The organism is Mycobacterium gallinarum, from assembly GCF_010726765.1.
GTDB lineage: Bacteria > Actinomycetota > Actinomycetes > Mycobacteriales > Mycobacteriaceae > Mycobacterium > Mycobacterium gallinarum.
In genome coordinates this window covers 4,119,119-4,143,612 of the sequence record NZ_AP022601.1, presented here as the reverse complement: position 1 = coordinate 4,143,612, position 24,494 = coordinate 4,119,119, and the positions used below count along the sequence as shown (strand labels likewise).

The 24,494-nt window shown below is 66.3% G+C and carries 23 protein-coding genes; 9 read left to right on the top strand and 14 right to left on the bottom strand.

The annotated features are described in order from the left end of the window. Nucleotides 1-85 precede the first annotated feature (85 nt). From G6N42_RS20360 to G6N42_RS20340, 5 genes are all read left to right on the top strand, one after another. On the top strand, nt 86-2,296 hold the full coding sequence (locus G6N42_RS20360) for a SpoIIE family protein phosphatase (protein ID WP_163737890.1): 2,211 nt from the start codon (nt 86-88) through the stop codon (nt 2,294-2,296). A gap of 17 nt (nt 2,297-2,313) precedes the next feature. Further along, complete coding sequence (locus tag G6N42_RS20355) at nt 2,314-3,390, top strand: NAD(P)H-dependent amine dehydrogenase family protein (protein WP_163732028.1); 1,077 nt, start codon at nt 2,314-2,316, stop codon at nt 3,388-3,390. A gap of 144 nt (nt 3,391-3,534) precedes the next feature. Continuing rightward, nucleotides 3,535-4,677, top strand: a complete 1,143-nt coding sequence (locus tag G6N42_RS20350; RefSeq protein WP_163737887.1) for a PP2C family protein-serine/threonine phosphatase — start codon at nt 3,535-3,537, stop codon at nt 4,675-4,677. Beyond that, nucleotides 4,674-6,245 carry a sensor histidine kinase gene (locus G6N42_RS20345; RefSeq protein WP_163732025.1) on the top strand — a complete coding sequence of 524 codons (1,572 nt, stop codon included), beginning with the start codon at nt 4,674-4,676 and terminating at the stop codon, nt 6,243-6,245. The genes G6N42_RS20350 and G6N42_RS20345 overlap by 4 nt, the downstream gene beginning before the upstream one ends. Further along, nucleotides 6,242-6,682: a response regulator gene (locus G6N42_RS20340; protein ID WP_163732022.1), complete on the top strand. Its 441-nt coding sequence runs from the start codon at nt 6,242-6,244 to the stop codon at nt 6,680-6,682. The genes G6N42_RS20345 and G6N42_RS20340 overlap by 4 nt, the downstream gene beginning before the upstream one ends. Here the strand turns inward: G6N42_RS20340 and G6N42_RS20335 are convergent, their stop codons facing one another. After that, on the bottom strand, nt 6,683-7,099 hold the full coding sequence (locus G6N42_RS20335) for an ATP-binding protein (RefSeq protein ID WP_163732019.1): 417 nt from the start codon (nt 7,097-7,099) through the stop codon (nt 6,683-6,685). It abuts the gene before it with no gap. 69 nt (nt 7,100-7,168) lie between these two features. Beyond that, nucleotides 7,169-7,540: a hypothetical protein gene (locus G6N42_RS20330; protein ID WP_174262122.1), complete on the bottom strand. Its 372-nt coding sequence runs from the start codon at nt 7,538-7,540 to the stop codon at nt 7,169-7,171. Nucleotides 7,541-7,588: 48 nt separating this feature from the next. Here G6N42_RS20330 and G6N42_RS20325 point away from each other — a divergent pair, with 48 nt between their 5' ends. Continuing rightward, a complete protein-coding gene (locus tag G6N42_RS20325; RefSeq protein ID WP_163732018.1) occupies nt 7,589-7,939 on the top strand; it encodes a DUF732 domain-containing protein in 351 nt (116 codons plus the stop codon). Nucleotides 7,940-8,008: 69 nt separating this feature from the next. On the opposite strand, the gene G6N42_RS20320 is transcribed toward G6N42_RS20325, so the two are convergent. After that, nucleotides 8,009-8,473, bottom strand: a complete 465-nt coding sequence (locus G6N42_RS20320; RefSeq protein WP_163732015.1) for a lipoprotein LpqH — start codon at nt 8,471-8,473, stop codon at nt 8,009-8,011. 133 nt (nt 8,474-8,606) lie between these two features. Further along, nucleotides 8,607-9,041, bottom strand: a complete 435-nt coding sequence (locus G6N42_RS20315; RefSeq protein WP_232076205.1) for a lipoprotein LpqH — start codon at nt 9,039-9,041, stop codon at nt 8,607-8,609. 17 nt (nt 9,042-9,058) lie between these two features. Between G6N42_RS20315 and tgt the strand changes: the two genes are divergently transcribed. Then, nucleotides 9,059-10,315: a tRNA guanosine(34) transglycosylase Tgt gene (tgt, locus tag G6N42_RS20310; RefSeq protein WP_163732012.1), complete on the top strand. Its 1,257-nt coding sequence runs from the start codon at nt 9,059-9,061 to the stop codon at nt 10,313-10,315. 54 nt (nt 10,316-10,369) lie between these two features. Here tgt and G6N42_RS20305 read toward each other — a convergent pair whose 3' ends face one another. The 3 genes from G6N42_RS20305 to G6N42_RS20295 form a co-directional block, all read right to left on the bottom strand. Continuing rightward, entirely contained in the window at nt 10,370-11,740 is a 1,371-nt protein-coding gene (locus G6N42_RS20305) for a flavin monoamine oxidase family protein (RefSeq protein WP_163732009.1), read from the bottom strand. Between the two features lie 167 nt (nt 11,741-11,907). Beyond that, nucleotides 11,908-12,663 (bottom strand): amino acid ABC transporter ATP-binding protein, encoded by a 756-nt coding sequence (locus G6N42_RS20300; RefSeq protein ID WP_163732006.1) that lies wholly within the window; start codon nt 12,661-12,663, stop codon nt 11,908-11,910. Continuing rightward, entirely contained in the window at nt 12,660-14,114 is a 1,455-nt protein-coding gene (locus G6N42_RS20295) for an ABC transporter permease subunit (protein WP_163732003.1), read from the bottom strand. The genes G6N42_RS20300 and G6N42_RS20295 overlap by 4 nt, the downstream gene beginning before the upstream one ends. Nucleotides 14,115-14,190: 76 nt before the next feature. On the opposite strand from G6N42_RS20295, the gene G6N42_RS20290 reads away from it, so the two are divergent. Beyond that, nucleotides 14,191-15,513 (top strand): acetyl-CoA hydrolase/transferase family protein, encoded by a 1,323-nt coding sequence (locus G6N42_RS20290; RefSeq protein ID WP_163732000.1) that lies wholly within the window; start codon nt 14,191-14,193, stop codon nt 15,511-15,513. Nucleotides 15,514-15,601: 88 nt separating this feature from the next. On the opposite strand, the gene gluQRS is transcribed toward G6N42_RS20290, so the two are convergent. Both gluQRS and G6N42_RS20280 read right to left on the bottom strand, forming a co-directional pair. Continuing rightward, nucleotides 15,602-16,498 (bottom strand): tRNA glutamyl-Q(34) synthetase GluQRS, encoded by an 897-nt coding sequence (gluQRS, locus tag G6N42_RS20285; protein ID WP_163731996.1) that lies wholly within the window; start codon nt 16,496-16,498, stop codon nt 15,602-15,604. Nucleotides 16,499-16,511: 13 nt separating this feature from the next. Continuing rightward, nucleotides 16,512-17,675, bottom strand: coding sequence for an MFS transporter (locus tag G6N42_RS20280; RefSeq protein WP_174262121.1), 1,164 nt, complete (start codon nt 17,673-17,675; stop codon nt 16,512-16,514). Between the two features lie 146 nt (nt 17,676-17,821). On the opposite strand from G6N42_RS20280, the gene G6N42_RS20275 reads away from it, so the two are divergent. Next, a complete protein-coding gene (locus G6N42_RS20275; protein ID WP_163731994.1) occupies nt 17,822-18,388 on the top strand; it encodes a dihydrofolate reductase family protein in 567 nt (188 codons plus the stop codon). A gap of 35 nt (nt 18,389-18,423) precedes the next feature. Here G6N42_RS20275 and G6N42_RS20270 read toward each other — a convergent pair whose 3' ends face one another. From G6N42_RS20270 to G6N42_RS20250, 5 genes are read right to left on the bottom strand one after another with little or no spacing between them, the layout of a single operon-like run. After that, on the bottom strand, nt 18,424-18,834 hold the full coding sequence (locus G6N42_RS20270) for a hypothetical protein (protein WP_232076204.1): 411 nt from the start codon (nt 18,832-18,834) through the stop codon (nt 18,424-18,426). Nucleotides 18,835-18,878: 44 nt separating this feature from the next. Then, nucleotides 18,879-20,093: an FAD-dependent monooxygenase gene (locus G6N42_RS20265; protein WP_163731991.1), complete on the bottom strand. Its 1,215-nt coding sequence runs from the start codon at nt 20,091-20,093 to the stop codon at nt 18,879-18,881. Between the two features lie 31 nt (nt 20,094-20,124). Next, nucleotides 20,125-21,204, bottom strand: a complete 1,080-nt coding sequence (locus G6N42_RS20260; RefSeq protein WP_163731989.1) for an ATP-dependent DNA ligase — start codon at nt 21,202-21,204, stop codon at nt 20,125-20,127. Then, nucleotides 21,204-23,378, bottom strand: a complete 2,175-nt coding sequence (locus tag G6N42_RS20255; RefSeq protein ID WP_163731987.1) for a beta-glucosidase — start codon at nt 23,376-23,378, stop codon at nt 21,204-21,206. The genes G6N42_RS20260 and G6N42_RS20255 overlap by 1 nt, the downstream gene beginning before the upstream one ends. Further along, entirely contained in the window at nt 23,375-24,454 is a 1,080-nt protein-coding gene (locus G6N42_RS20250; protein ID WP_163731985.1) for a threonine aldolase family protein, read from the bottom strand. Before G6N42_RS20250 ends, G6N42_RS20255 begins: the two co-directional genes overlap by 4 nt. Nucleotides 24,455-24,494 lie beyond the last annotated feature (40 nt).

Here is a 24,494-nt window from a genome sequence, read left to right as displayed (position 1 = left end):
TGTCCGATTCGACCTTTTGGGAGCCCGCGCGTTGTCTGTCGCTGATCCGAACGGCGCTGCGCCCGAGGACTTCGTGCCGGTCGGTATGCCCGTCGATCTCGACAACTGTGCACGGGAACCGATCCATATCCCCGGCAGCGTTCAGCCGCGCGGCGTCCTGGCCGTCGTGCGTGAGTCCGACTTCGAGGTGCGCCAGGTCAGTGCCAACGCCGCGGAATTGCTCGGTCGCGCCGTGGACGACGTCGTCGGTCGGCACCTCTCGTCTCTGATCGGAACCGACCAGGCCGCGCGGGTCGAGCGGGCGGCGTCTGCCTCGGGCGATCTGCACCAACGCAACCCGATCGAGTCCGTGATCGACGTCGCCGGCGACAAACTCGCGTTCGACGTGATCTTGCACCGTGAGCTTGGTGGCGTGCTGCTGGTCGAAATCGAGACCGCTTACGGTGAAAGGCCTTTCGCGTTCCCCAACACCTATCAGGCAGTCCGCGGCTCGGTCGACGAGCTCAACCGTGCCGCCACGCTGACCGAGCTCTATGACGCCACCGCGCGCGCGGTCCGCGAACTCACCGGCTTCGACCGCGTCATGGTGTACCGCTACGACGAGGACTACAACGGCGAGGTTGTCGCCGAAGCCAAACTCGACGAGCTGAACTCGTTCCTCGGACTGCATTACCCGTCCACCGACATTCCCTCACAGGCGCGTGCCCTCTACGAGAAGAACTGGCTACGGCTCATCGACGACGTCGGCTACACACCGGCACCGTTGGTGCCGACAGTCGATCCGGATCGGGGCGTGCCCACCGACCTGACGCATGCGACGCTACGCAGCGTCTCGCCGATCCACATCGAGTACCTGCAGAACATGGGCGTGCAGGCATCGATGTCGATCTCGCTGCTGCGGCACGGGCGGTTGTGGGGGCTGATCGCCTGCCACCACTACGCCGGTCCGCATCTACCGCCGTTCGGGTCCAGGGCCGCTGCCGAATTCCTCGGCTCCACCCTCTCGCTGCGACTGGTCGACCAGTTCGAAGACGAGCAATTGCACAGGCGGCTGGCTGCGCAGGCCGTCCTGGGCAAGCTCACCTCCGCCACCCTCGACGACGGGGAATCGCTGTCCGAGGTGCTGCTCGGAGCCCCGAACCTGCTCGATCTCGTGCCCGCCGACGGCGCCGTCGTCAACATCGGTGGCGAGTATCGGATGCTGGGATCCGTTCCATCGCCGCACGCTGTGGCCGATGTCGTGGCGTGGGCCCTGGACGCGGGCGACAACATCGCGAGCAGCGAGTCCCTGTCCCGGGAGCTGCCCGATCTCGATGTCGATTCGGCCGTGACCTCGGGCGCGCTCGTGATCAACCTGCCCGACGGGCAGTACGCGATCTGGTTCCGCGGTGAGGTCGTGCGATCGGTGGATTGGGGCGGCGACCCCCACAACAAGGCGATCGCAGTGGGCGAAGGTGATGACGTTCGTCTCAGCCCGCGCAAGTCGTTCGACCGCTGGCGCGAAATCGTGAAGAGATGCTGCGAACCGTGGCAGACGACCGAGGTGGACTCGGCCGAGTCGCTGCGGCGACACCTCGTCGAGGCGCTCTACCGCCGGACCCGGGGCGCACTGCGCGTCGCGGAAACCCTGCAGCGCAGCCTGTTGCCCACATCGATTCCGACGCTCGAAGGCTGGCAGTTGTCGGCGCACTATGAACCCGCCGTCGGAGGGCGCGTCGGCGGCGACTGGTACGACGCGTTCGAACTCCGCGACGGCCGGTTAATCGTGCTGATCGGGGACGTCGCAGGCCACGGCATGGCTGCGGCGGGGACCATGGCGCAGGTGCGAAACACCTTGCGCGCGTATCTGTTCACCGGCGCCGCGCCCGCCGAGGCGCTCAACCTGCTCAACGAGTTCTGCGTGCACATGGTGCCCCGCGCGTTCGTCACCGTGATCGTCGCGCGAGTCGATCTGGATACCGGGGATGTCGAAGCCGCGTGCGCCGGTCATCTCATTCCGTTCCTGACACACCGCGACGGCGTTGCCGATCCGGCGCCGGTGTTGCTTTCCCCGCCGATCGGCGCGGTTGGCATGACGTACGAACCAAGCGCGTTCACCATCGAGGCCGGGCAGGGATTGGTGATGTTCTCCGACGGCCTCGTCGAACGCCGGAACGAGCCGATCGACGACGGTATCGCGCGGCTCGCCGAAACGCTCAGCCGCGCAATTGAATCGACGGCGACAGATATCGCAACGGCAATGGCGACGGCCGAAACCGACGACGATGTCACGATCGTCACCCTGCGCCGACCCTAGGCTGCTACGGTCCGACCGTGCATCGGGTAATTCAATGGGGAACCGGCACGGTGGGCAGCGAGATGATCGCCGCGATCCTCGACCACCGAGACGATCTCTCCCTCGTCGGCGCGCTGGTCTACTCCGATGAGAAGAATGGCGTCGACATCGGCACTCTCGTCGGCCGTGAACCGATCGGCGTGACCGCGACGACCGACGTCGACCAGATCCTCAGACTGGACGCCGACTGCGTGCTCTACACGCCGCGCACCGCGCACCTCGACGACGTCTGCCGGCTCCTCGAAACCGGGAAAAACGTTGTGACCACGGCATTTCTGTTCCACCCCGCGCGGATTGACGCTGCCGATCGCGACCGCGTCCGTGCCGCCTGCGAGAAGGGCGGCACGTCCGTGCACGGCAGCGGCATCAACCCGGGAAACCTCTCCGGTGTCCTGCCGCTGGCGCTTTCGGGCATGAGCCGAACGATCGAGAGGATCACCCTGCAGGAGCGCGCCGACTGGTCGGTGTACGAAAGCACCGGAATCACGTTCGACAACATGGCATTTGGTCAGCCGGTCGAGTCGATAAGCCCAACCGCGACCGACTTCCTGGCTTTCAACAGCTCGATCTTCACCGAGCAGGTCTGGTTTCTGGCCGACGCGCTGAACGCCGACATCGACGGTGTCTCGGCCACCGTGGAGGCCATTCCCGCCGCAGAGGATCACCAGATCTTCGACCACCTGCTGGCCGCCGGGACCACGGCCGGACAGCGCTGGAATTGGTCCGGTCACCGCGACGGCGAAACACTCATCGAGATCGAAACGCTGTGGACAGTGGGCGGCGAGTACCCCTCGCACTGGCCCAAACCCCAGCACGGCTGGACGTTGACCATCGAGGGCGACCCGTCGATGCGCACCCACTTCATGTCGCTGGCGAGCTTCACCCGCAACGCCACCATCGAAGAGCACGTACGGTCGGCCAGCGTCGCCACCGGCATGCAGGTCCTCAACGCGGTCACCGCCGTCTGCCAGGCGCCGCCCGGATTCGCCACCTCCGCGACGCTGCCGTTGATTCGCAGCCAAACGGGGTTCAGGCGGGGACCCCGGACTGTATAGCGTCTATTCTTTCCGATGTCACTAAAGAAGCGGTCACAGCGGCCACGGTGACGCGCGTGGGAAACGTGGTTGCCAGTGAGTTCGATATATAACCCTGTGAGGGGCACCGCCGCTGATCAGGCCGCCGATGAGCGGCCGTTCTCGGTGCTGCTCGTCGAGGACGACCGGGGTGACGCCATTCTGGTCGAGGAACTCATCGCCGATGCGGGCGCCGACATCAAGGTCGTGTGGGCGCCCTCGATCGAGGAAGCCGAGCGCCAACTGGCCGCATCCCGCCCGGACTGCATATTGCTGGACCTCAACCTCCCCGATGCGAACGGAATAAAGGCGCTGGATCAGGTCGCCAAACAAGACGCGACGATGCCCATCGTCGTGCTCACCGGCCTGAACGACGAACACTTCGGCGTCTCCGCCGTTGCCGCGGGAGCGCAGGACTACCTGGTCAAGGGCCGGGTTGAGCCCGACACGCTGCACCGCGCGCTGCTGTACGCGGTCGAACGTAAGCGCGCCGAGCTGACTGCGCACGAACTGCACGCCAGCGAGCTGCGCGCGACCGAGAACGCGCGCCTCGAACGCGGGCTGCTGCCGTCACCGTTGTTACTCGACGATCCGGGCGTAGACATCGTCGCGCGATACCGGCCGAGTAGGCAGTTCGCGCTTCTCGGTGGTGACTTCTACGACTTCGTCCAAACCCCCGATCGCACCGTGCACGTCATGGTCGGCGATGTGGCCGGGCACGGTCCCAACGAGGCCGCGCTCGGGGTCGCGCTGCGCATCGGCTGGCGCGCGCTGACATTCGCGGGATTGCGCGGCAACGAGCGGATGCGTCAGTTGGAGCGGATCCTGAGCACCGAGCGCCCCGGCACCAGTATTTTCGCGACGGTTCTCTCGGTGGCGATATCCCCCGACGATCTGAGCTTCAACGCGGTGTCCGCCGGCCACCCCGCCATGCTGTTGCACGGCCCGGATTCGGTGGAGTGGCTGGAGCCTTCGGTGGGTCCTGCGCTGGGCCTCAACGGATACGAGTGGCCGCTGAACATCATGGAACTGCCGCCGCGACACGGCCTCGTACTCCTCACCGACGGCTTGATCGAGGGCCGATCCGGACGGGGTACCGAACGCCTCATGGAGTCGGGTCTCCTGGAAGTGGCGCGGTCGTATGCACATCTGCCCGGCGCTCAATTCGTCGAAGCCTTGATCGACGATGTCGAGCGTCGCGCGCAGTCCGTCGGCGGTATCAGCGACGACATCGCCGTCGTGCGGGTCGAGCGGACGGCGACCGGATGAAGTGGCAGCCCACGGTCCAGGGCTGGCAGAACCTCGTGCTGGCCGTCATGGGCGCGGTCGTCCTCGCCGGCGCCGTCGCGGGTGCGCTGCTGGTGAATCGGACGGACGCCGTGTCGCAGGAGATCACCGGAGACATCGCTCCGATGCGGCTCGGCGCCTACAAGCTGCAGGCCGCACTACGTGACCAGGAGACGTCGTTGCGCGGGTATGCGATCTCCGCCAACCCCCAGTTCCTCGAGCCCTACGTTGCCGGGCAGAAAGCCGAAACGGCTGCGGCGCAACAGATCCGGGATGAAGCCGGGGATCGCAAGAAGGTGCTCGACGACCTGGACGCCATCGAGAGCGCAGCGGCGGCGTGGCGTACCGCCTATGCCGAACCGCTCATCGCCGACGTCAAGCCCGGTGTGCCGTCGGTGATGGACGGCGCGACGGTCGCCCGCGGCAAGACCTCGTTCGACAGCCTGCGCCAGCTTTTCGACACTCAGCTGCAACGGCTGCAACAAGAGCGTGAGGCCGCCGATGCCGAGCTTGCGGCCGTGAAAGGCTGGCGCAATGCCGTGCTGATCTCGGTCGTCGGGGCGGTGGTCGTCGCGGCCGTCCTGTCCGCGCTGGTGATCAGGAGGGCGGTCACCCGGCCTCTCGAGGCCTTGGCCGCTGCCTGTCGGAGGATCACCCAGGGCGACTTCTCCAGTCGGATCGTGCCGGAAGGCCCCAGGGACATTCGCGCCATCGCCGCCGACGTCGAGGACATGCGACAACGGATCGTCGAAGAGCTCGAAGCCGCCACCGAGGCACGAACCATGCTGGCCGAGCAGGCGCTCGAGCTGCAGCGGTCCAACGCCGAACTCGAGCAGTTCGCCTATGTCGCGTCGCACGACCTCCAGGAACCGCTGCGCAAGGTGGCGTCGTTCTGCCAGCTCATCGAAAAGCGCTACGGCGACAAGCTCGACGAACGCGGAACGGAATACATCGCGTTCGCCGTCGACGGCGCCAAGCGGATGCAGATCCTGATCAACGACCTGCTCACGTTCTCCCGGGTGGGCCGGCTCAATGCGGCGAGCGCCGACGTCGACCTCGGTGCCACGCTCGATGACGCGATCGCCAACCTCGACACCGCGATCGCCGAGTCCGGGGCCCAGGTCGTCCGCGAGGGGCAGCCACTGCCCCGGATCCTCGGCGATCCCACGCTGCTGACGATGGTGTGGCAGAACCTGATCGGCAATGCGGTGAAGTTCCGGCGTGACGGCGTCGCGCCACGCATCGTCGTCAATTGTGAGCGCAGCGCCGACGATCCCGACGCCCCGTGGATGCTGACCGTGACCGACAACGGCATCGGCATCCCCGAAGAGTTCTCCGACAAGGTCTTCGTGATCTTCCAGCGCCTACACGGACGCGACGTCTACACCGGCACCGGTATCGGCCTCGCGCTGTGCAAGAAGATCATCGAACATCACGGCGGCACCATCTGGATCGACAACACCTTCGCCGGGGGAACCAGATTCCGCTTCACCATTCCCGTCGCGGCGGAAGACCGCGCCGCAGTCGATCTGGAAGGATCACGTACATGACATCCGAAGGCCGTGCTATCGACGTCCTGCTCATCGAGGACGATCCCGGAGATGAGCTGATCACTCGGGAAGCCTTCGAACACAACAAGATCAAAAACAATCTTCACGTCGCGCACGACGGCGAGGAAGGGCTGGACTTCTTGTATCGGCGTGGTGACTACAAGGACGCACCCCGACCCGACCTGGTGCTGCTCGACCTGAACCTGCCCAAGTACGACGGCCGCCAACTGCTGGAGCAGATCAAGAACGATCCTGAACTCAGCCACATCCCGGTGGTGGTGTTGACGACGTCGTCGGCGGAGGAGGACATCCTGCGCAGCTACAAGCTGCACGCCAATGCCTACGTCACCAAGCCGGTTGACCTCGACGCGTTCATGACCGCGGTGCGCCAGATCGACGAGTTCTTCGTTCAGGTGGTCCGGCTGCCGCAGTTCTAGCTAGTTCTGTGCGGCGAGATCGAACGTCAGACGTACCGTCGTGCCGTCCGACGACGATTTGACGTCCATGCCTGCGCTCATCGCGCGCATGATCGGCAGCCCGTGCCCGCGAGTGCTCGGCTGGTTGGGTGGATTCTTCCAGGCTCCGTGATCGATGACGTCGATGACGATCTGGCCGTACTCGTGACTCGCATCGACGAGGATCGCCCCGGCGGCGACGTCGCGGTACGCGTGTTCGATGCAGTTGGTACAGGCCTCGTTGACCACCAGCACGATGTCGGCGATGCCGGCGGCGGAGATCCCGATCGGCTCCAGCCAGTCGGCCAGCCGACGACGGATCTCGGCCAGTTGCTCCGCGACTGCCGGCACTTCGATGCGGAGCGAACCAACCGGTCGCGAACACGCATCGATTGCCACGCGAGTCGTTGTACCCCGAATGGCCCAAGATCTCACGCACGCAACCGGTGCGTTATCGGGAAGTGACCTTTACTTGTAGAAGGTCCAGCTGTAGTCGGCGCTCCAGGCACCGCCCACGCAACTCAGCGGAACCCCGTCGGGTGACTGCGCGACGCCCGTCTGGTCCCCGCAGGGCAGCCGCAATGTGCGGACTCCGACCAGTGGCGGCGCCTCGATCCAGACCCTGCGCGAACTGCAGGCCAACGTGTTGCCCGAGGCGTCGAGGCCCCAGTTGTAGCGGGTGTTCTGGTTGCAGTGCTCGCCGGCGACTGCGGTACGGGTGAGGTACGGCACACAGTCCGCGCCATCGCAGTATCCGGGGGAGGCCGATGTGGTCGGCGCCATCACCATGGGGGCCGCCGCGAACCCACACGCCAGTGCAACTGCAGCCACGATCTTCATGAGCTTCAGCGTAGGTTTTCCTGCGTGCCGCGCGTAGGGTTTCCGTTCATGAAGCTGGTCTCGAAGCTCGCGGCTGCGTCGCTGGCAACCGCGGCAGCCACCGTCGCGCTCGCGCCGCCGGCCGGCGCAGACACTGTTGCGTACCTCGTCAACGTGCATGTGCGGCCCGGCTACAACTTCCCCAACGCCGACGCCGCAATCGGCTACGGAAACACCATCTGCGATCGGGTCGCGGGAAAGATGAGCTACGCAGAGCTTGTCGACCAGGTGAAGGCCGACTTCCGCACGACCGACTATTACCAGGGCGCCTATCTGATCAACCAGGCGGTCAACGAGCTCTGCCCCGCGCAGATCTGGCAGCTGCGCCAGTCCGCCGCCGGCTATACCCTTCCGGCCTAGTCGTCCCGACACGACAACGGCGGCGCCCCGTTCGGGACGCCGCCGCTGAGCGCACTTGGTATGCCTCGACTACGGGCAGCTGACCTCCATCTCGAATGGCTTGTTCACCGGCTGCAACGGGTTGGCCATGTCGACACCGGTGGCGGTGCCGGAAATCTTGTAGGTGTTGCCGTCCTTCTCGACCTTGGCCTCTCCCTGGCCCGATCCGCTCTGGTAGCCCAGGGTCACGCCGTTGACGTTGCCCAGACCGACCGACTGCACCGTGGGCTCATCGCCCTCGCTGACCACCGCGGCAATTCCGGTGGCGGCGTCGCCGATCGCGATGTTCATGTTGCCGCCCATCGAGCTGCAGACGACCGTGCCCTGAACAGCCTGGTCCTTCCCGTCGATCGTGACGGTGGACTTACCCTCCGCTGAAGCAGCAGACGAGGTCTCGCCGGTCGTCTCGGACTTCTTGTCTTCCGATGAACACCCGGACAGACCCGCGACGAGGATGGCCATGCTGCCCAAGGCGACCACGAATCCACGCTTCACCACTGTTCTCCTTTATGTCGGCGCGACCCGTCAAGATCGGCGGATCATCTCGGCCAGTATGGTGCGCGGCACCCCCGCGGTCATCGGATTGAACGAAAACGTGGCGTGTTCGGAATGTGCCGCATGGGGGCAGCTAACAAGACACTTTGAGCGAAAATGTGCCCGGCTTACGGAAGCTGGGGTTGTCGGTCTCGAAGCCGTCGGCGGTTCCGGAGATGTCGTAGGTACGCCCGGTCATCGTGACCTTCGCGGTGTCACCTAACCCGGCGTTGTAGCTCCCGGTGAAGCCGCCGAGGTCTCGGATAGCCACCGATTCGGCGGTGAGCTGGTCTTTATTGGAGATCATCGCGGTGACGCCGCTGGCGTCGTCGCCGGTGGTGATGGTGGTGAGTGTTCCGGTCGAGGAGCACTGCACCGCGTCTGTGGTGCCCGCATCCTCGCCGTTGACGGTTACCTGGGCCGTGCCTGCGACGAGCATGCCAGGCCCCGGTTGGAACTCCGGAGGGCCTGACGAGCAACCCGCTAGCGCGAGTGCGGTAGCTGCGGTAGCCAGCACGTGAGTCCTCACAGTGCAGAATCTACGGCGTGACCGCGCCGAATACTCCTCGTCCGAGAGACTCGTCGGCGCCGTTTTTCAGCGTCGACGCCGAACTGCCCGGCCGGGCCGGTCGCGCGGGTGTGATCCGAACTCCGCACGGAGACATTCACACTCCGGCCTTCATCCCCGTCGGAACCCAGGCGACGGTCAAGGCGGTGCTGCCCGAGACCATGAAGAGTCTTGGTGCACAAGCTATTTTGGCCAACGCCTACCATCTCTACCTGCAACCGGGGTCCGATATCGTCGCGGAGGCCGGCGGTCTCGGCGAATTCATGAACTGGCCGGGCCCCACATTCACCGACAGCGGTGGATTCCAGGTGCTGTCGCTGGGGGCGGGTTTCCGCAAGGTGCTGGCGATGGACACCGAGCGCGTCCAAGCCGACGACATCATCGCCGAAGGCAAGGAACGGCTCGCCAACGTCGACGACGACGGGGTGACGTTCCGATCGCATCTAGACGGGTCCACCCACCGCTTCACCCCCGAGGTCTCGATCCAGATCCAGCACCAGCTCGGGGCGGACATCATCTTCGCGTTCGACGAGCTGACGACGCTGGTGAACACCCGCGGCTATCAGGAGCGGTCGGTGCAGCGCACCCACGAGTGGGCGGTCCGGTGCGTGGTCGAACACCGTCGGCGCAGTGCTGCGAACCCGGATAGACCGCCGCAGGCGTTGTTCGGCGTCGTGCAGGGCGCTCAATATGAGGACCTGCGGCGTCAGGCGACGCGCGGGCTGACGCAGATCGTCGGCGACGACGGCATCGGCTTTGACGGCTACGGCATCGGCGGGGCGCTGGAGAAGCAGAACCTGGCCACCATCGTCGGCTGGGTCACCAGTGAGCTGCCCGACGACAAACCGCGACACCTGCTGGGCATCAGCGAGCCCGACGACTTGTTCGACGCCGTCGCCGCGGGCGCGGACACTTTCGACTGCGTGTCGCCGTCGCGGGTGGCGCGCAACGCCGCGGTGTACTCGAGTGGCGGGCGTTTCAACGTCACCAATGCGCGCTACCGTCGCGACTTCACGCCGATCGACACCGAATGCGACTGCTACACCTGCGCGAACTACACCCGGGCCTACCTGCATCACCTGTTCAAGGCCAAGGAGATCCTGTCCGCGACGCTGTGCACGATCCACAACGAGCGGTTTGTCGTCCGGATGGTCGACCAGATCCGCGCGGCGATCAGGGCGGGTGAGTTCGACGAGCTGCGCGCCGACGTCCTCGGCCGCTACTACTCGTCGTAACTTTGCGAATTCGGTGTAGCCGGTCGCGCTGAGCGCGACTCACGACACCGAAATCTAAGTGAGTTCGGCGATGACGGCCGCCGCTGCCCGCTCGCCGGCGTCGACCGCGCCTTCCATGTACGCACTCCAGTACGTCGCGGTATCGGTTGACGCCCAATGGATAGCGCCGATCGGCGTCGTGAGTGCCGGGCCGTAGGTGGTCCATACGTGCGGCCCGTGATTGGCGTTGTAGCAGCCGCGGGTCCACTGTCGCTCCGACCATTCACCGTCGACGTAGAACTCGGGTTTGGCTGCCCTGCTGCCGTAGTGGCGCACGAGTTCGGCGGTCAGCGCTTCGCGGCGTTCGTTCTCTGGCAGCCGACCGCACGTCCGGGCTTGATCGCCCTCGAGGAACAGCAGGATCACGCCGTGATCGTCGCCGGGGATACACGTGTCGTTGGACATGCGGGCCGGACCGAGATCGGAGATGAGCTGACCGTTGAATCCGTCCCTGCGCCAGAACGGTTCGTCGTAGATGAAGAATGCCTTCATCGCCGAGCCATTGGGTAGCCGCTGCGTCAGCTGGTCCCGAATGCCGGACAGCGGCGGGTCGTACATGATGCGTCCGGCCAGCGTCGGCGAGATCGCGACGATCGCACGCCGACCGCGGGCGACGACCCCGCCGCGGCAGTGCACGGTGACGCTGTCGGCGGTGTGCTCGATCAGCTGGACGGGCACGTCGAGCATGATGTGATCGGAGATCAGCGCCGCCAGCCGATTCGGGATCTCACTGGTGCCGCCGACGAAACGCGTCGTCTGCGCGCCGCCCTCGGATTCGGCGAACAACTCCGACGTCACACCACAGGTCTTGATGGTGAACAGCAGATGCAGGAAGGACACCTCGGCAGTGGGGACCGCAAGGATGCCGACGGTGCAGATCTCCAGCAGATTGCGAGCCACCGGTGAAAGGCCCTGCGCGTCATACCAAGCGCCGGCGGTGAAGGCGTCCCACTCCAGCGCCCGCGGCGCCGTCCAGGGCGCCTCGACTGGAACGTCCGCGGCCAGCACGTCGAGCCGTTTCAGTACCAGTGCGAGCTCCTGCAGCTCCGACTCGAAGCGGGAGTGAAACTCGTTCTCGCGCAACACCCCGGAGTCGACGAGCTCGTAGGACGTCTCGCCCTGGTCGTACTGCGGATACGTCTCGACCCCGAGTTCGGCCGCCAGCCGGAACATCCGTTCATGCGTGTCGCCGATCCATTGGGCGCCGAGTTCGACCGGCACCCCGGGCATCACCTCTTGAGTGAGGATCCGCCCACCGACCCGTTCGTCGGCCTCCAGGACCAGCGGCGCGAGTCCCGCCCCGAGCAGCTTTCGTGCCGCGATCATGCCGGAGAGTCCCGCTCCGACGACGATGACGTCCGATTCCATGGTCGATGGCTGCACCATCGGCCAACCTTCTCACAGTGCTTCGCTTTGAGTTGAGATAGACGAAATCTGCTGCGGAATCCTTGCCTGTACCCCCACCACCGCGACGGACCGTGTTTGTACACCGACGCGCCGGAAATTGCCGTACAAAAGCGGTCGCGCGCAGTCCCGCCCACAGGAGCTCTGAACTAGAGCGGGTTCAGAATTCGGTCCAGGAACTGACGGGTGCGTTCTTCCTTCGGATTGCCGATGACCTCTGACGGCGGCCCCTTTTCGAGGATGACGCCGCCGTCGGTGAACAGCACCTGGTCGGAAACCTGCCTGGCGAACTGGATTTCGTGGGTGACGATCACCAGAGTCCAGCCTTCGACGGCCAGGTCCTTGATCACCGACAGCACCTCGCCGACCAACTCGGGGTCGAGCGCCGACGTCGGCTCGTCGAACAGCACGACCTTCGGCTTGAGCGCCAGGGCGCGCGCGATCCCGACCCGCTGCTGCTGTCCGCCGGACAACTGAAAGGGGAACTGGTCCTTCTTCTCGGCGAGCCCCACTTGATCGAGCAGCGCGACAGCTTCAGCCGCCGCCTCGTCCTTTGGCCGCTTCTGCACGACGATCGGGCCCTCGGTGATGTTCTGCAGCACCGTCTTGTGGGGAAAAAGGTTGTGCGACTGGAACACAAAGCCACTCTGTGCCCGGTAACGGCGCAGCTGATCCTTGGCCACCGGTTTGGCGAAGTCGATCTCGATCTCGCCGACACGGATCACACCGGCATCGGGGACGTCCAGCGCGTTGAGCGCCCGCAGTAGCGTCGTCTTCCCTGAGCCGGACGGGCCGATGATGGCCGTGACCGAGCCTTGGGCCACATCGAACGACACATCGGTGAGAACCTTGTTGTCTCCGAAGGCTTTCTGTACGCCTTCCGCCTTCACACGGTATTCGGTCATCGTGCGACATACCTCTCCAGTCGGCGCTCATATCGGTTCTGGGCGAACGACAGCACCAGGCAGATGATCCAGTAGTACAACGCCGCGGTGCCGTACAGCGCGAAGAACTCGAAGGTCGGTGCGGCGACGTTCTGCGCGGTCCTGAACAGTTCGGTGACCAGGATCGTCGACGCCAACGACGTGTCCTTGACCAGTGAGATCAGAGTGTTCGACAGCGGCGGCACCGCAACCCGGGTGGCCTGTGGCAGGATGATCCGCCGAAGCGCGCCAACGTAATCGAGGCCGATGGTCTCGGCGGCCTCCCACTGTCCCTTCGGAATGCTCAGGATCGCCGAACGGATGATCTCGGCGGCATAACCACCGACGTTCAGCGAGAACGCGATGACCGCCGCGAGGAACGGGTCGATCTTCACCCCGATCTGCGGCAGCGCATAGAACACGATGAACAGCTGCACGAGCAGCGGCGTGCCACGAATGATCGAGATGTAGAACCGCGCCAGTCCCGCGACGGCGACGTTGGACGACAGTCGCGCCAGCGCGACGACGAGTGCGATCGCCAGGCCGATCACGAAGCTGATGATCGTCAGCGGAATCGTTTTCTCGATCGCGGCCCGCGCCAGCGGCCAAAGATTGTCTCCGATGAGCTGCCAGGTGCTCGTCGGCCCCGCCTTGGACAGATCGACGTCGAGGTACTTCTCCGAGATCTTGGTCAGGGTGCCGTCGGCGCGCAGCTCGTCGAGTGCGGTGTTCAGCTCCGGCAGCAGCCCACTGTCCTTGCGGGCCGCGAACGCCTGCTCGCCGCGTTCGTCGGGAATGGTGGTCACCTTGAGCGGTGCGTCGGGGTGTTCGGCCTGATAGGCGAGCACCGTGATGCTGTCATTGATCACGGCGTCCACCCGGCCGTCGTTGAGCACGGTGATCGCTTCGGAGAATCCGTTGACGGACACGACCTCCGCGCCGGCGTTGCGCGCGATCTCGGCCCAATTGCTGGTGGGGTTCTGCGCGGACCGCTTGCCCTTCAGGTCCGCCACCGAGTTGATCGAGTTGTCGTCCTTGCGGGTGACAATCACGCCCTGGGAGATCGAGTACGGCTCGGAGAGGTCGTACTTCTGTTTGCGTTCCTCGCTGATCGTGACCTCGTTGGCGACGATGTCGAAGCGGTCGGCCTCCAGGGCCGCGAACATGGCGTCCCACGGCGTTTCGACGAATTCGACCTCTACGCCCAATCTTTCGGCGACCGCCCTCGCGACGTCGACGTCATAGCCGGCGAGTTGTCCGCCCTGTTTCGGGTCGTGGAACGAATACGGGGGATAAACACCTTCGGTGCCCACGCGTAGCACGCCCGACGATTTGATGGGGTCGCTGCTATCGCTCCCCGACGAGCCGCATGCCGTCAGCAGCAGCGCCGCCAGTACGAGTACCGCGAGGAACGATCTTGATAGACGGTGCACTTCCGGACGTTAGCAACCGCGCGCCGGTCGACCAATAGTTCGGCTCAGGCTGAGGCGGGTGTGGTTGGCTAGCGCCATGCCCGAGGAGCTCAGCGCCGAGCAGGCCGCCGCGCGTATTCAGACCGCCGACACGTTGGGGATCCCACTGGGTCCCGGTCAGCCGCCCGCGTTCCTGCGCGCGCTCGGCGAACGTGACGACTGGACCGACCTGCGCGTCTACGGAGCGTTGATCGCGGTACTCACCGAACTGTTCTCGCGCAAGGGCGTTCGCTATCTGTCGGGATTCTTCGGCCCCCTCGAGCGCGCGCTGCGCGACGGCGGCGCCGACATCGCCTTTACTCCCGCGGACTTCCGGCGGTTCGGGCCACTGCTCGAACGCCAGCGCCCGCGCGTGATGACCACGGTAGCGGCGCCACCCGATGCCGACGGCTGGTGCTCGCTGTCACTGCACGCCGGCGGCACGATCGGCGAATTGCACCGCGCCGGAGCCGATTCCGACCGGCTACTCGTCGTCGAGGTGTCCGATGCCTACCCGCGCACGTTCGGGTTGGGTGACGAGCATCGGCACGCGCTGCACGTCGACGAGATCGACATCCTTGTGCACTCCACCGACGCGCCGCTCGCGCTGCCCGGCGGTGACGCGCCGCCCACCGAGGCGGACAAGGCGATCGCCCGCCACGCCGTCGAGTTCGTCCCGTCCGGCGCGACGCTGCAGACGGGCATCGGCTCGATTCCCAACCAGATCGCCACGCTGCTGGCCGAGGGCGACGGCGGCGACTACGGGCTGCACAGTGAGATGTTCACCGACGGCTGTATGCGTCTGCACCAGGCGGGAAAGATCTCCAACGCGCGCAAAGGCGTCTACAAGGGGGTGAGCGTGACGACGTTCGCGTTCGGCTCCGCTGAGCTCTACACCTGGCTGAACGAGAACTCCGACGTCGCGTTTCTGCCGGTCGAGATCGTCAACTCACCGGAGGTGATCTCCGCCAACACCCACATGGTCTCGGTCAATGGGGGGTTGGCCGTCGACATTCAAGGTCAGGTCGTCGCGGACACGATCAACGGCGACCAGTTCAGCGGTATCGGCGGCGCCGAGGACTTCGTGGCGGGTGTGGGGCTCGAGCTGTCGGACCGGTCGCTGATCTGCCTGCCGTCGACCTACGAGAAGGACGGAAACCTGCAGTCGCGGATCGTGCCGTGGTTCGGTCCCGGAGCGGTGATCACCACGCCGCGCCATCATGTCGACGTGATCATCACCGAGTACGGGGCGGCCGAGTTGGAGGGCAGGACGGTCGCGGAGCGCGGGGAGGCACTGGCCGCGATCGCACATCCGCAGTTCCGCGACGAGCTGCTCGCCGCCGCGAAGCGGGCGTCGAACGGCCGCTCGCCGGTCGAGTGACGAGCGCGAACGTGGGTTACCCGCACACTTGAGGCACTCAAAGCGTGCGGGTAACCCACGTTCGGCGGCTATGGGCGGCGTTCGGCGGCTACGGGCGGTAGATCCAGGGCCGGCGGGGCAGCTTCGACGGGTCGAACTGCGGCAGCATCTCCTCTACGGTGCTCGCTTGGTAGCCAAGGGAATCGGCGATCTGGGTGATGGCCCGTTCGACGCCGATCTCGGCGAGCGTGATGGCGCCGTCGCGTTTGGCCAGCCGCGCGCCGTCGGAGTTCAGGACCAGGGCCACGTGCGCGTACGTCGGCTCCGGATACCCGAGCAGTGCGGCGAGGTACGCCTGACGCGGCGACGACGACAGCAGGTCGTCACCGCGCACCACCTGGTCGATGCCCTGCGCCGCGTCGTCCACCACGACGGCCAGGTTGTATGCCGCGACACCGTCGCCGCGGCGGACCACGAAGTCGTCGACGATTCCGGTGTAGTCGCCGTGCAGCAGGTCGTGCACGGTGTGCGTGACCGCCGGCGGTGCCGGCAAGCCAGCTCCCGTGTCGGTGCGCAGCCGCAGCGCGGGCGGCCGTCCCAGTCGCGCGCGTCTCTCGGAGCGTTCGGCGTCGGTGAGGTCGCGGCAGGTTCCCGGATATGCGCCCTGCGGTGCGTGCGGCGCGCGTGGCGCCTGAGCGATATCCTTTCGGCTGCAATAGCATTCGTAGAGCAATCCGCGGTCGAAGAGCACATCTATGGCGCCGTCGTAGCGAGCGGCGTGCTGGGTCTGCCACTCCGCAGGCTCATCCCAGGTGAGGCCGATGGCGGTCAGGTCGTCGAGTTGGCGGTTGGCGATATCGGTGAACGTGCGGTCGTCGAGATCATCGACGCGCATGAGGAATCGGCGTCCAGTCGAACGGGCGAACAACCACGCGAGCACCGCGGTGCGCAGGTTGCCGATGTGCAGATCGGCAGATGGGCTCGGGGCGAACCTGCCTGCGCTCACCCTCGCAATCTAGCTAGCCGCACTCCCATATCGGATCTTGACGCGGTCGACGTCGCACCCATAAGGCCATTGCCAGGTACGGAAGCATCAGCAGCGCGAATGCCCCCGGGTGGCCGCTGAGATCGACCAACGCGGCGTAGCTGCCGTAGACGGCGAGCGTCGCGACGTCGGTCGACATGCCCGCCAGCGAGGTGACGGTCGCCCTGGCCGGTCCGGCGATGCTGTTCTGCAGGCGGGCATCGGCGACGATGGTGGCGCATTGGAAGACGCCGAACGCGGCCGCGAGAGCGACCACGCCGAGTGGATGTTGCGTCAGGGCACCCGCGGCCATCAGAACCGCGCCCACACCGACGAGCGCCGCGAACGCCGTCGATCCCCAGCGCGCCACCCGTCCCGCGGCCAGACCGCCCGCCGATGCGCCCGCCCAGACGACCACCATCAGCAGCGAGACGTCGGCGGCCGAGACGCCGCCGCTCTCGATCAGCAACGGGGTGTACTCATCGAGCGCACCCCACACCGATCCGACGACCGCGACGAGGATCACCGCGGCGCGGACGGGAGCTGACCGCCTGGCTTCTCGCGTCCCAGCCGCCAACGTGTCCGCCCAGCTGAGCTCGGGCTCGTCGATCTTGCGAATCCGATACTCCGGGAACAATATCGCAACGACAGACGCCAGCACCGACGCGACGACGCTGGCCGCGCCGACCGCCGCGAAACCGCCGACCGAGATGATCGGTGCCGCGACTGCACCCGAACACGTCGCGGCCAGAACGCCGGCGACCTGTCCGCGTCCCATCAGGGTGGCGTATTCACCTGTCGCCTGCAGTCGCTGCAGTTCCTCGTAGACGAGTGCCTCCAACGCGCCGGACGTCAGCGCCGACTTGAGGCCCCAGAGCACGAAGCCGAGCGCGAACACCCAGTAGCCGGGAGCCGCCACCCACAACGTGAACGCGACGGCCGTCAGCAGCGGACCCGCGATCAACAGCCTGCGGCGTGAGGTCGCGTCCGCCCACGCGCCCGAGGGCACTTCGAGCGCGAGGCTGGACACCGACCAGATGACGAACAGCGACGAAATCTGCCATACCGACAGTCCGGTGTCGCTGAACAGCAGCGTGTACACCGGGTACAGCAGCACGAAATCGTCGAGAAACAGGTACGCGTACAAGACGCCGGCCAAGCGGCGGTGACGTCGTTGGCCCGCTAGCGGTCTAAATCAACATCGCCAGTTCATGCAACGAGACTAAGGGAGTGAACGCGACGGCGACACCGAATATCTCGCGTGGCGTCGGGATGAGTTCTGCCCTCCGGTGCAGTCTGATCTCCATGGGCAAACTCATCTATGGCTTCAACGTGTCGGTGGACGGGTACATCGCCGACGCGCAAGGCAACATCGACTGGTCCGATCCGAGCGACGAACTGCACCAGTACTGGAACGACTTCGAGCGGGAGACCGCCCTGTCGTTCTATGGGCGGCGGCTCTACGAACAGATGTCCGATTACTGGCCGAGCGCTGATGAGGACCCGGACGCCACCCCGCTGACCGTCGACTTCGCCCAGCTTTGGCGCGACCTGCCCAAGGTCGTGTTCTCGCGCACGTTGGAGTCCGTCGACTGGAACTCCCGGTTGGAACGTGGTGACCCGGTCGAGGTGGTGACGAAGCTGAAAGCCGAAACCGACGGCATCTTGGAGGTGGCCGGCGCGACGCTGGCCGCCCCGATCGTGCAGGCCGGACTGGTGGACGAGTACCGGATGGTGGTGGCGCCCACCGCCGTGGGCGGCGGCACCCCGTTCTTCCCGACTTTGCCGTCGTGGATCTCGCTGCGACTCGTGGAGAACCGCACCTTCCCGGGCGGCATTGTGCTGCTGCGATACGAGACCAAACACGACTGATCGACCACGCCGCAGCGGGACTCGTGACCTCTCGACTACACCTTCACGAGGCTGATCGGGTTCTGGCCGCTGGTCCAGTCAGGGTCGCCGCACACACCGGGCTTGGAGCGGAAGCTGACGGCACCCACAAGGGTCGCGGGGTCGAACGAATACATCAGGTCCGCCGGACCGGTGCCGCCGTTGGGACAGACCCGGCCGTTCGGGACGTCAGTGCGCTCGATCGTCCACGGACCGCCGGCTATCCGGGTGATCTGCTCGAGCAGTCCGGTGGACGTCGAAATCGTCCCGCCGCAGGTCACCTCGGCGTTGCACTGCGTGGTGATGCTCCACGTGTTCGACGTCGGACCGTTGATGAAGGTGTACTCACCATCGAGCCGATCGTCGGCCGACGCGGGGCTGGCCATCCCGACCGCCGCCGCGATCATGGCGGTCGTCGCCGCCGTCATGCGGATCATCACTGTGCGAGCATCACACGAATCGGGCTTCTCGGTCACCGTTTCTCGGGCACCGGCAGCGGGGCGGGCGGGTATTCGGGCAGTTGCGCGGCGTCCCCACCGATGTTGGCCACCGCGGTCAACCGGGAAAGTGCTTTGCCGATCGGGCCAGCGACCACGCCGGCGCCCGCATGCAAAAGGCGAATGCCGTTGCGCGTACGTGGATTCGCCAGGCGCAGGGCGCCCTCCCGCACCTTCGGGGCGGTGCCGACGAACGGTCGCATCAGCGCCTGATACCGACCCAGCGCCGAGTTGATGTCGTCGGTGGCGGCGAGCTCACCGGCGAGGATATAGGCGCCGATGAGCGCCAAGCTGGTTCCGGCGCCGCCGAACGTGGCGTTGCAGAACGCGGCGTCTCCCAGCAGAGTGACCCTGCCGTTGCTCCACCTGGATGGCTGCACCCGGCCGACGGTCGAGAAGTACATCGGCGCACCGTCGTCAAGGGCATCGAGCACCCGCGGAGCGGCTCCTCCGACGTCGTCGAACGTGCGTCGCAGGATGATGAGCTGCGCGGCCCGGTCGAGGTCGTCGAAACCGCGAACGTCGGACATGAAGGACAGGATCGCGCGCGTGGTGCCCAGGTTGTCGGGCCGCAGGTGCACGGCGCGGTGACCGGTGGCGTGCTGCCAATTCCACCAGCGGTCGTCGTCGTCGGTGCGCGGGATGGTCGCGTACGCCAAGTACATCCCGAAGTTGGTGACATCGGCGGACGTGACGAACCGGCGGGATCGCGAGTGCAACCCCTCGGCGATGACGAGGACGTCGGCCTCCAGCGAGCCGCCGTCCTCGAGCGCGACCACGACGTGGTCGCCGTGGTCGCTGACGTCGGCGATGCGGGAGTCGAAGCGGTAATCGGTTCGATCGCGCGTGTGCTCGATGAAGATGCGCGACAACTCTCCGCGCAGTATCTCCAACTCGGCTGTGGGGCCGTCATTTCCGTTGGGAGAAACCGGGAATGACGCCGCTGCCGAACCGTCCGGCCTGACGAAGCGCGTGCCCACCTCGGTCGTGTTGGCTGCCCGGATCTCGGTGTCGAGGCCCATGCGGCGCACGACCTCGCGGGCGGCGCCCCGGATGTCGACGTTCTGCCCCTCGTCGCGCCGCTGCGGGAAGCGTTCGATGACGGTGGTACGCCAACCGTGGGCAGTGAGTTGATGGGCCAGAGCGGGTCCGGCGATGCCGGCGCCGGAGATGACCGCGTGCAAAGTCATGAGGTTCCTATCTGCCCGATCGCGGGCGCGGCTAAACGCCGGGGCCCGCCGCCAGCCCCGGGACGATATCGGCGAGGCTGAAGGTGACCGGCTGTTCGAGTTGTTCGTAGGTGCACGATCGCGGGTCGCGATCGGGCCGCCAGCGGTTGAACTGCGCGGTGTGCCGGAACCGCTCGCCCTCCATGTGGTCGTAGCGCACCTCGACGACCCGCTCGGGTCGCAGCGGTACGAACGAAAGGTCCTTGCCCGCGTTCCAGCGCGACCCCTCGTTGCGGCGCGGGGTGCGTTCCCCGGACATGTGGGCGGCCCAGTTCCACGGATGATCGTCGAATGTTGTTACGAGCGATTGCAATTCGGTGAACAGTTCGCGTCGCCTGGCCATCGGGAATGCGCCGATCACGCCCACCGATGCCAGCGTGTCGTCGTCCTTGTACAGGCCGAGCAGCAGCGAACCGATCGCTTCGTCGCTCGACTTGTGCACCCGGTAGCCGGCGACGACGCAGTCCGCGGTGCGCTCGGGCTTGATCTTGTACATGACGCGCTTGTCGGGCTGATAGGTGACGGTCAGCGGCTTGGCGATCAGGCCGTCCAGACCCGCACCCTCGAACTCGGTGAACCAGCGGTGCGCGGTCGGCAGGTCGGTGGTTGCGGGCGTGACGTGAATCGACGGGCCGGAGCCCGCCAACGCGTCAACCAGTGCGGCGCGCCGCTCGCTGAACGGCCTCGACGTGTAGTCCTCGTCGTCGAGGGCCAGCAGGTCGAAGGCGATGAACGACGCGGGAGTCTTCTTGGCCAGCATCAGTACGCGCGACTCGGCCGGGTGGATGCGCTGCTGCAGCGCCTCGAAATCGAGGCCGTCGTCGGTGGCGATCACAATCTCGCCGTCGACGACGCAGCGCATCGGGAGCTCCGCGCGGACGGCCGCGACGAGCTCAGGGAAATACCTGGTCAGTGGGCGCTCGTTGCGGCTGCCGAGCTCGACGTCGAAGTCGTCGCGGAAGCAGATCGACCGGAACCCGTCCCACTTCGGCTCATAGGACGCGCCCGGCGGAATCGACTTGACCGCCTTGGCCAGCATCGGTGACACCGGCGGCATCACGGGCAGTCGCATCACTCCATTGTCCCCGTGGTGGCTGCGCGGTCGTCATTCGCCGGTTCTGAGGTCAGTGGCCCCAGCGGTATCCGGCATGCATCCGGATCGCCGGAGTAGGCGCCGGCTTCGACGGTGATGTCGCCGTCGTCAAGCACGAAGCCGTCTGGGTTCCAGCGCTGCAGGGGTCGCGTCGAGCACTGGACAGCGACGGACGTACTCGCACCGGTTGGCACCGCGATCGAGCTGAAACCGACGAGATGGCGCACCGGCCGCCCGTCGACCGGGCGCACCGCATACACCTGGACGACATGACGACCGTCGCGATCACCGGTGTTGGTCACCGTCACCCTCGCTTCGAAGCTTTCGTCATGGACGGGCCCGAGCGTCAGGTCCGTTGTGGTGAACGTCGTGTAGCCCAGGCCGAAGCCCAGCGGGTACGCCGCCCGCACGTCGTCGTGGTCGAGCTTGCGCTGACCCCACCAACGGTCGTAGGTCACCGCGCGCGCCCGCCAATCCACTTGCGGCAGTTGTGATTGCTGTCTTGGGATGGTGACGGGCATCCGCCCTGTCGGCTCGGCATCTCCGAGGAGGACGTCGGCAAGTGCGCGACCGCCCTCCATGCCGGGGTACCACGCCATGAGGAGTGCGGCGACGTCGCGGTCCCACGGGTCGACGACGACGGTGCCTCCCCCGATGACGATCACCACGGTCCGCGGATTGGTGGCCGCGACGGCGCGGATCAGCGCCACATCCTCGTCGTGCAGACGTAGATCGGACCGATCACCACCGAAGGTCCACCAGCGTTGCGAGAAGTTGAAGACCGCGCTGACGATTTTGGCAACCCGCGGCCGACGCATGATCCCACCGAACAACTGCATCGTGTCGGGCCCGAGCGCGATCAATGCCTCGCCTTCGTCTTTCGGCGTCAGGCCGACAACGACCACAGCGACATCCGCATCACCCGGATCTGTCGTGACGACGCGGTGACTGCCGAGCTGTTCGCGCAGACCCTGCAGTACCGAAACGGTGTTGCGCGGCCTGACATTCGACGATCCGGTGTCACCCAGGTTGGGTCGGTCGGCGAGCCGGCCCAACACCGCGACGCGTCGAAGAGTCTGTTCGTCGAGTGGTAAGAGCGGTGTGCCATCCACACTTTCGTTGCGAAGCAGGACCGTCGCGCGGTGAGCCACCTCACGGGCCAGCGCGCGATGTTCGGCGCCGGCCACCACGGAGCGCGGGGGCGTCGGGCGGGCTCGCCCGGCGAATTCGATCTGGGTGCGCAGGATCCTGGCGCAGGCCCGCAGCACGTCGTCGCGCTTCAACTCCCCGGAACGCAACGCCGCCGGCAGCGCATGGGCGCGCTGCTGCCGAAACGGCATCTCGACGTCTTGGCCGGCCGCGACCGATTCGACCGGATGGCGCAGACCCCAGACCCAGTCGGTGTGCACGAAACCGGTGAAACCCCATTGATCGCGCAGGATTTCGGTCAGCAGGTGTCGATTTTCGCCGGCCCACTGTCCATTGACCGAGTTGTAGGCAGACATCACGGAATCGACACCGGCCTCGACCGTGCGCCGAAAGTGCGGCAGGTATCTCTCGTGGAGGACGTCCTCCGGCACCCGGACGTCGATCTGGAATCGAGCTTCCTCCATGGAGTTGAGGGCGAAATGTTTCACGCTGGTGATCACCCATGGCCGGGCGCCTTCGATTGCCGCCGAACCCATTTCGCCGAGCAGGAACGGATCTTCCCCGTAGGACTCCTGGGCGCGACCCCAGCCGGGAAAGGGCGCGACGTTGATGCAGAGTCCACCCCAGAAGTTGGCGCCAAGAGCACGCGCCTCGGCACCGATCGCGGCACCGACGCACCGTTCGACGTCGACGTCCCAGGTGGCCGCGCGTGCGATGGCCACCGGAAAGCTGGTGGCCGGGGCGATGCCGACACCGCGAGGGCCGTCGGTGAAACGGAGCCCGGGGATTCCGACGCGGTCGATGCGGCCCGCTGTCACCGCGAGGAAGTTCGTCCGCGTCCGCGCACCGTCAACAACGGACTCCAGTAGCGCCTTGTCACCGTCGAGCAGCCACAACAGCTCCTTGTCCGTCAGCGTGGCCAACAGTTCGGCGGTGGCGACGTCGGAGGTCTTTTCGCCACGACGGACCGCGTCCACGACGCCGGCGAAGTGGGTGCCCGTCAACGGCTTACTTTCCGGCGCGCGAACTCTTCGGCGACGATCGAGACGAAGCGGTCGACGTCCTCGGGTGTGGTGTCCCACGAGGTCATCCAGCGGACCTCGCCCCGCGCGCGGTCCCAGTCGTAGAAGCGCGCCCGCTCGCGGATCCGGTCGGCGACGTCGTTCGGCACGGTCGCGAAGACGGCGTTCGCCTGGGTGTCCTGTGTGAAAGCCAGCTCGCCCAATGTGCCGTCGGCCTCGAGCGCGGTGCGCAACCGCTGCGCCATAGCGTTCGCGTGGGCCGCGCTGCGCACGCCCAGATCGTCATCGAAGAGAGCGAGCAGCTGCGCGGACGCGAACCGCATCTTGCTCGACAGCTGCATGGTGAGCTTGCGGAGGTAGATCAGCCCGGTGGCGCGGTCCGGGTCGAGCACGACGATTGCCTCCGCGCCGAGGAGTCCGTTCTTGGTGCCGCCCAGGCTCAGGATGTCCACGCCGGCGTCGACCGTGAACTCCCGAAACGGCACGCCGAGCGCTGCGGCGGCATTCCACAGGCGGGCGCCGTCCATATGGACCGCCATGCCGTGCTGGTGTGCGTAGTCGGAGACGGCCCGCACCTCGTCCGGTGTGTAGCGGGTGCCCAGTTCGGTGGTCTGCGTGATGCTGACGGCCAACGGCTGCGCGCGGTGTTCGTCGCCCCAGCCCCACGCCTCGCGCGCGACCAGCTCGGGTGTGAGCTTGCCGTCCGGTGTGGGGACGGTGAGCAGTTTGAGACCGGTCATCCGCTCAGGAGCGCCGGCCTCGTCGGTGTGGATGTGCGCACTCGTCGCAGTCACGACCGCGCCCCAGCGCGGCAACATGCTGGTGAGGGCGACGACGTTGGCGCCGGTGCCGTTGAAGACCGGGAACGTCTCGGCACGGGCACCGAAGTGGGTGCGGATCACCTCGGCCAGTCTGGCGGTGTATCGGTCTTCGCCGTAGGCGACCTGGTGACCGCCGTTGGCCGCGGCGATCGCGGCGAGAACCTCCGGATGCGCGCCTGCGTAGTTGTCGCTGGCAAAGGCGCGCCAGTCGGGATCGTGGAGCGGGGATATCGACACACGTCGATCCTGCACCCAGGACCGTCGACCGGGCCAGGTG

Coding starts and splice junctions, on each gene's coding strand:
- G6N42_RS20260 (WP_163731989.1), bottom strand. CDS start 21,204: ATGCGACTGCCCGTGATGCCGCCGGTGTCACCGATGCTGGCCAAGGCG.
- G6N42_RS20360 (WP_163737890.1), top strand. CDS start 86: ATGCCCGTCGATCTCGACAACTGTGCACGGGAACCGATCCATATCCCC.
- G6N42_RS20265 (WP_163731991.1), bottom strand. CDS start 20,093: ATGACTTTGCACGCGGTCATCTCCGGCGCCGGCATCGCCGGACCCGCT.
- G6N42_RS20270 (WP_232076204.1), bottom strand. CDS start 18,834: ATGACGGCGGCGACGACCGCCATGATCGCGGCGGCGGTCGGGATGGCC.
- G6N42_RS20340 (WP_163732022.1), top strand. CDS start 6,242: ATGACATCCGAAGGCCGTGCTATCGACGTCCTGCTCATCGAGGACGAT.
- G6N42_RS20305 (WP_163732009.1), bottom strand. CDS start 11,740: ATGGTGCAGCCATCGACCATGGAATCGGACGTCATCGTCGTCGGAGCG.
- G6N42_RS20345 (WP_163732025.1), top strand. CDS start 4,674: ATGAAGTGGCAGCCCACGGTCCAGGGCTGGCAGAACCTCGTGCTGGCC.
- G6N42_RS20275 (WP_163731994.1), top strand. CDS start 17,822: ATGGGCAAACTCATCTATGGCTTCAACGTGTCGGTGGACGGGTACATC.
- G6N42_RS20290 (WP_163732000.1), top strand. CDS start 14,191: ATGCCCGAGGAGCTCAGCGCCGAGCAGGCCGCCGCGCGTATTCAGACC.
- G6N42_RS20325 (WP_163732018.1), top strand. CDS start 7,589: ATGAAGCTGGTCTCGAAGCTCGCGGCTGCGTCGCTGGCAACCGCGGCA.
- G6N42_RS20300 (WP_163732006.1), bottom strand. CDS start 12,663: ATGACCGAATACCGTGTGAAGGCGGAAGGCGTACAGAAAGCCTTCGGA.
- G6N42_RS20330 (WP_174262122.1), bottom strand. CDS start 7,540: ATGAAGATCGTGGCTGCAGTTGCACTGGCGTGTGGGTTCGCGGCGGCC.